Source organism: Streptomyces capoamus, from assembly GCF_014654935.1.
Classification (GTDB): domain Bacteria; phylum Actinomycetota; class Actinomycetes; order Streptomycetales; family Streptomycetaceae; genus Streptomyces; species Streptomyces capoamus.
In genome coordinates, this window is sequence record NZ_BNBF01000014.1 from 108,642 (window position 1) to 114,671 (window position 6,030).

Genomic DNA, 6,030 nt, shown 5'->3' on the forward strand with positions numbered 1-6,030 from the left:
CACCCGGGTGGTGCTGCGCGTGCCCACCGAGCGGTACGACGAGGTCCTCACCGGTCTGCAGGGCACGGGCCGGCTGGTCCGCCGCACGGCCAAGGCGGTCGACGTCAGCGACCAGGTCGTGGACGTGGACAGCCGGGTCAGGTCGCAGCGGGCCAGCGTGGGCCGGGTCCGCACCCTGATGGACAAGGCGACCAGACTGAGCGACGTCGTCGCCCTGGAGGGCGAACTGAGCACCCGTCAGGCCGACCTGGAGTCGCTGCTGGCCCGGCAGGCCTCCCTGAAGGACCGCGTCGAGCTGGCCACCGTCACCCTGTCGCTGTCGAGGACCCCGGCGAGGCAGGCGTCCGGTGACGGCAGGCCGGGCTTCACGGACGCGCTGGCGGGCGGCTGGCACGCGTTCGCCGGCATGCTGCGCTGGATCGCGCTCGCGCTCGGCGCCGCCCTGCCGTTCGCGGCCCTCGCCACGCTCCTGGTGCTGCTGTGGCTGCGGGTGGTACGGCCCCGGCTGCCGCGCCGCGCGGAGCCCGTCCCCGGGACGGGCGCGCCCGGCCCGCTGCCGTCGGCGCCGCCGGCCCCGGACGCCGCCGAGGAGGCCGGGCGGGACTGAAGTCCCCGCGCCCCGTAGCGTGTTCCCATGAACATGCGCCAGGGGCGGGACGGCAGGGAACGGCTGGTCGTGATCGGCGGTGACGCCGCGGGCATGTCCGCGGCGTCGCAGGCACGGCGGCTCAGGAGCCCCGAGGAGCTGGAGATCGTGGCCTTCGAGCGCGGCCACTTCACCTCCTTCTCGGCGTGCGGCATCCCGTACTGGGTGGGCGGCGAGGTCCCCGAACGGGACGATCTGATCGCCCGGACGCCCGGGGAGCACCGCGCGCGCGGGATCGATCTGCGGCTGCGCACCGAGGTCACGGAGATCGACGTGGCCGGGCAGCGGGTACGCGCGCGTGACGTCGATTCGGGCGCCGAGTCCTGGACGCCGTACGACAAGCTCGTCATCGCCACCGGCGCGCGCCCGGTCCGCCCGGACCTGCCGGGCGCGGACGCGCCCGGTGTGCACGGTGTGCAGACCCTCGACGACGGCCAGGCCCTGCTGGACACGCTGGCCGGCACGCCCGGCCGCAGGGCGGTGGTCGTGGGAGCGGGCTACATCGGCGTGGAGATGGCCGAGGCGCTGATCCACCGGGGTTTCGCGGTCACCGTCGTCAACCGCGGCCGGGAGCCCATGTCGACGCTCGACCCGGACATGGGCCGGATGGTGCACCGGGCGATGGAGGGCCTCGGCATCACCATGGTGAACGACGCCGAGGTCACCGAGATCCTTACCGGTGCGGACGGGCGGGTCCGCGCGGTGGCCACCGAGGACGCCGCGTACCCGGCGGACGTGGTGGTGCTCGGCATCGGCGTCCGCCCGGAGACCGCGCTGGCCCGGGCCGCCGGGCTGCCGCTCGGCACGCACGGCGGCCTGCTCACCGACCTGGCGATGCGGGTGCGCGGGCACGGGAACATCTGGGCGGGCGGCGACTGCGTGGAGGTGCTGAACCTGGTCTCGGGGCAGGAGCAGTACGTGCCGCTCGGCACCCACGCCAACAAGCACGGCCAGGTCATCGGTAGCAACGCGGGCGGCGGCTACGCCACCTTCCCCGGTGTCGTGGGCACGGCGGTCAGCAAGGTCTGCGACCTGGAGATCGCCCGCACCGGCCTGCGCGAGAAGGACGCCCGTCGGGTCGGTCTGCGCTTCGAGGCGGTCACGATCGAGTCGACCAGCCGGGCCGGCTACTACCCCGGTGCCGCCCCCATGACGGTCAAGATGCTCGCGGAGTCCCGCACCGGCCGGCTGCTGGGCGTGCAGATCGTCGGCAGGGAGGGCGCGGCGAAGCGGGTGGACGTCGCGGCGGTGGCGCTCACCGCCCGGATGACGGTGGAACAGATGACGGCCCTGGACCTGGGCTACGCCCCGCCGTTCTCGCCGGTGTGGGACCCGGTGCTGGTGGCGGCGAGAAAGGCGGCGGCGCGGGTGCGGGGAGCCCAGGGTCCGTCCTAGGCGGTCCCGCTGATCCGCGGCAGTGACGTCACCCCGGTGGAGACGGCGGCCGGCTGCTCGCCGGACGGCTTGGCGTGGGAGGCGGACGGCCGGGCGGACCGCAGCCGGTAGCTCACCGCCTCGTCCAGCGTCACCGGCCGCTGCATCTGCGTGGCGAGCCGCCCCGCCTCCTGGCCGAGCCGCGCCACGTCCTCCCAGGGCAGCCGTACCACCAAGGACAGCTCGGCCTCGCCGTCGGGCAGGGCGTGCATCGCCGGAACCTGCGGAGCGTTCGTCATCGCCTGATCCTCACGTCGGTTTGAGAACACATACGCACGCCCGCCGGGCCGCGTTCACCGATTCGCAGGCCCGTTCGCGGGCACTACTCCTGTGTGGTCATCCCCGTTCATGACGTGAACCCGGTGCGCCGTACCCCCTGGGTGACGTACGCCCTGATCGCCGCCAACGTGCTGGTGTTCCTCACCATGCCCGGTACGGCCGGCGCGGTGGCCGGCGGCGGCCGGCTGGCCCAGCTGTGCGACCTGCAGGCCTTCATGGACCACTACGCGGCGGTCCCCCGGGAACTGATCCACCATCAGTTGCCCCGGCTGGTGCCGACCGGGGAGGTCGGCGTGGGCCCGCACGGCCCGGGCTGCGTCGTGGCACCGCCCGCCTACGACAAGTCCCCGGCGCTGTCGGTGTTCACGGCGATGTTCCTGCACGGCGGCTCGCTGCACCTGCTGGGCAACATGCTCTTCCTGCTGATCTTCGGCAACAACGTCGAGGACCGGATGGGCCACATCCGCTACTTCCTCTTCTACGTCGTCTGCGGCTACGCGGCCGGCTACGGCTTCGCGCTGCTCAACGACGGTTCCGGCGACCCGCTGATCGGCGCGTCCGGTGCGATCGCCGGGGTCCTGGGCGCCTATCTGGTGCTGTACCCGAAGGCCAGGGTGTGGGTGCTGGTGCCGTTCCTGGTCTTCCTGCCGCTGCGGCTGCCCGCCTGGCTGGTGCTGGGGTTCTGGTTCGGGCTCCAGGCGGTGTACTCGTCCGGGCACGGGGTGTCCGGCGGCGGCACGGTGGCGTACGCGGCGCACGTGGTCGGCTTCGTGGCGGGCATGCTGCTCGCCTGGCCGCTCAAGCCCGGCACGCCTCCCCCGCCGGAGCCGCCCGGCCTGCTGTTCGGCAGGCGCGCGCGGCCCCACTACTCCTGGTGAGCCCGGCGGCGGCTCAGCGCGTGGTGGCGGTGTGGACGTACTCCACGAGCCGGGTCAGCGCGTCCGGGTCGGTGTTCGGCATGACGCCGTGGCCGAGGTTGAAGACGTGGCCCTCCAGGCCGGCGGCGGCGTCGAGCACCTCGCGGGCCTTGGCGGCGACGGTGTCCTTGTCGGTGAACAGCACGGTCGGGTCCAGGTTGCCCTGGAGGGCCTTGCCGGGGCCGACGCGGCGGGCGGCCTCGTCCAGCGGGACGCGCCAGTCGACGCCGACGACGTCCGCGCCGGCCTCGCCCATGAGCTTCAGCAGTTCGCCGGTGCCGACGCCGAAGTGGATGCGCGGGACGCCGTACCCGGCGACGGCGTCGAAGACCTTCGCCGAGGCCGCCATGACGGACGTCCGGTAGTCGGCCGGGGCCAGCGCGCCGGCCCAGGAGTCGAAGAGCTGCACGGCACTGGCGCCGGCCTCGATCTGGACCTTCAGGAAGGCGGCCGTGATGTCGGCGAGCCGGTCGAGCAGGTCGGCCCACAGCTCGGGGTCGCCGTACATCATCGCCTTGGCGTTCTCGTACGTGCGGGAGGGGCCGCCCTCGACCAGGTAGCTCGCGAGGGTGAACGGGGCGCCCGCGAATCCGATCAGCGGGGTGGCGCCCAGCTCGCGGGTGAGCAGGCCGATGGCCTCGGTGACGTAGGGGACGTCCTCGGGGGTGAGGGCGCGCAGGCGGGCCAGGTCGGCGCGGGTGCGGATCGGCTGCTCGACGACCGGTCCGATGCCCGGCTTGATGTCGAGGTCGACACCGATGGCCTTCAGCGGGACGACGATGTCGCTGAAGAAGATGGCCGCATCCACGTCGTGCCGGCGCACCGGCTGCAGGGTGATCTCGGTGACCAGCTCGGGCCGCATGCAGGACTCGAGCATGGGGACGCCCTCGCGCACCTTGCGGTACTCGGGCAGGGAGCGGCCGGCCTGGCGCATGAACCACACGGGGGTGTGCGGCACGGGCTCGCGCCTGCACGCCCTGAGGAAGGCGCTGTCGTACGTCGCTGTCGGCTGCGGGGTGTCATTGGCGGTCACGAGGCCAGTTTCGCATGCCGCCGGATCGGCGCCCGAGGGTGTCTTGCCCTGCGCGGCGCCCCGCTTCCCCTTACTCTTCCCCGCATGGCTGCGGCTCACGGACGAAGGTCGGACAGCGCTGATGGAGCGGGCGAAGTGAAGGACACCGAGGAGGCGGACGGGCACCCCGGTGTCCCGGGTCCGCCGGCTTTCCGCACCGCGGTCGAGGCCCTGCGCGGCAGCCGGCTGCGGCCGCAGGTCGAGGTGGAGCCGACCCCCGCCCCGCAGCGGCTCGCGCCCCACGCGTACGCGCTGGAGGCGGTGGTGGTCGACGGCGAGCAGGAGCTGGCCGACGGGCGGCTGGTACTGCTGCACGACCCGGCCGGGCACGAGGCCTGGCGGGGCACGTTCCGGCTGGTGACGCTGGTGCGGGCGGAGCTGGAGCCGGAGATGGCGGCCGATCCGCTGCTGCCCGAGGTGTGCTGGTCGTGGCTGACCGGGGCGCTGGCGGCGCGCGGTCTCGGTTACGGCGAGCCGAGCGGCACGATCACGCGGGCCGGCTCGCACTACTTCGGCGGCCTCGCCGAACGGCCGCCCGCCTCCCAGATCGAGATCCGGGCGTCCTGGACGCCCAGGGAGGGCCTGGGCGGGGTGCCGGACACCGCCGCGCACCTGGCCGCCTGGTGCGACCTGCTGGCCCAGGTCGCGGGACTGCCGCCGGCCGGGCCGGGGGACGCCTCGGTGGTGAGCCTGCCGCAGCGCAGGGGCCCGCAGTCCCGGTGAGCGGGCGCCGCGAAACGCCCGATTGACCATCTCTTTGTCGATACGGCCACTTTCCGCACTCGAATCGCACCCGCTCGAACCGACTCGATCTTCGGGTGATCGATCGCGTGTCCGAATTGCACAGATTGTTACTCACTAGATCGTGATCATTCTCTAAAGGCGGACGAGTTTGCTGCCGAAGACGACTGTGACCTTGAAAGCACGGTTCGTCCCGGCTTCCTCCCCACAAGCCGGCCCCGTCCCCCACCCAGGAGGCCTGGTGTCCGTTCTCCTCGAGCAACCCGCAAGCCTGGTCGCCTACCGCCCGAACAAGCCGACCGCCATGGTGGTCGTGGCCGACCCGCGCGTCCGCTCCACCGTCACCCGCCACCTGTGGGCGCTCGGAGTGCGCGACGTCATCGAGGCCTCGTCCGTCGCGGAGGCTCGTCCCCGCATCGGCAACCCGCGCGACATCTGCGTCGCCGACGTCCACCTCCCCGACGGCTCCGGCCTCACCCTGCTGTCCGAGACCCGCGCCGCGGGCTGGCCCAACGGACTCGCGCTGTCCGCCGCGGACGACATCGGCGCGGTCCGCAACGCCCTGGCCGGCGGCGTCAAGGGCTACGTCGTCACCGGCACCCGCACCAACATCGGGCTCCCCGCCCGGCCCGGCGCCGCTCCCCTCGGCGCCGCCCGCATGCACCGCCGCCCCCCGGGTGCCCCGAGCCACCCGGGCGGCTACCGGGAGCTGTCCGGACGCGAGGTCGAGGTGCTGCGGCTGGTCGCGGAGGGCCAGTCGAACAAGGCGATCGGCGTGTCCATGGGCCTGTCCGCCCTCACCGTCAAGAGCCACCTGGCCCGCATCGCCCGCAAGCTCGGCACCGGTGACCGGGCCGGCATGGTGGCCGTGGCCCTGCGTACCGGAATCATCCACTGAGTCCGCCCGTCCCGCGTTCGAGTCCCCGCCTCCTCACCCTTTC

At 73.4% G+C, this 6,030-nt stretch carries 7 protein-coding genes; 5 read left to right on the forward strand and 2 right to left on the reverse strand.

Features of this window, described 5'->3' with window-relative positions; genetic code table 11:
* Window positions 1-607: DUF4349 domain-containing protein (locus IE312_RS41275; RefSeq protein ID WP_229900279.1), on the forward strand; the 607-nt coding region annotated here is incomplete at its 5' end.
* Window positions 608-634: 27 nt separating this feature from the next.
* Entirely contained in the window at window positions 635-2,041 is a 1,407-nt protein-coding gene (locus IE312_RS22185; RefSeq protein ID WP_189984103.1) for an FAD-dependent oxidoreductase, read from the forward strand.
* On the opposite strand, the gene IE312_RS22190 is transcribed toward IE312_RS22185, so the two are convergent.
* Window positions 2,038-2,319, reverse strand: a complete 282-nt coding sequence (locus IE312_RS22190; protein ID WP_189984104.1) for a hypothetical protein — start codon at window positions 2,317-2,319, stop codon at window positions 2,038-2,040. The genes IE312_RS22185 and IE312_RS22190 overlap by 4 nt on opposite strands.
* A gap of 93 nt (window positions 2,320-2,412) precedes the next feature.
* Here IE312_RS22190 and IE312_RS22195 point away from each other — a divergent pair, with 93 nt between their 5' ends.
* Window positions 2,413-3,237: a rhomboid family intramembrane serine protease gene (locus tag IE312_RS22195; protein ID WP_189984105.1), complete on the forward strand. Its 825-nt coding sequence runs from the start codon at window positions 2,413-2,415 to the stop codon at window positions 3,235-3,237.
* Between the two features lie 13 nt (window positions 3,238-3,250).
* On the opposite strand, the gene hemE is transcribed toward IE312_RS22195, so the two are convergent.
* Window positions 3,251-4,309, reverse strand: coding sequence for a uroporphyrinogen decarboxylase (hemE, locus tag IE312_RS22200; RefSeq protein ID WP_189984106.1), 1,059 nt, complete (start codon window positions 4,307-4,309; stop codon window positions 3,251-3,253).
* A gap of 84 nt (window positions 4,310-4,393) precedes the next feature.
* On the opposite strand from hemE, the gene IE312_RS22205 reads away from it, so the two are divergent.
* Both IE312_RS22205 and IE312_RS22210 read left to right on the forward strand, forming a co-directional pair.
* Window positions 4,394-5,071 (forward strand): DUF3000 domain-containing protein, encoded by a 678-nt coding sequence (locus IE312_RS22205; RefSeq protein WP_189984107.1) that lies wholly within the window; start codon window positions 4,394-4,396, stop codon window positions 5,069-5,071.
* Between the two features lie 259 nt (window positions 5,072-5,330).
* A complete protein-coding gene (locus tag IE312_RS22210; RefSeq protein ID WP_031169226.1) occupies window positions 5,331-5,987 on the forward strand; it encodes a response regulator transcription factor in 657 nt (218 codons plus the stop codon).
* Window positions 5,988-6,030 lie beyond the last annotated feature (43 nt).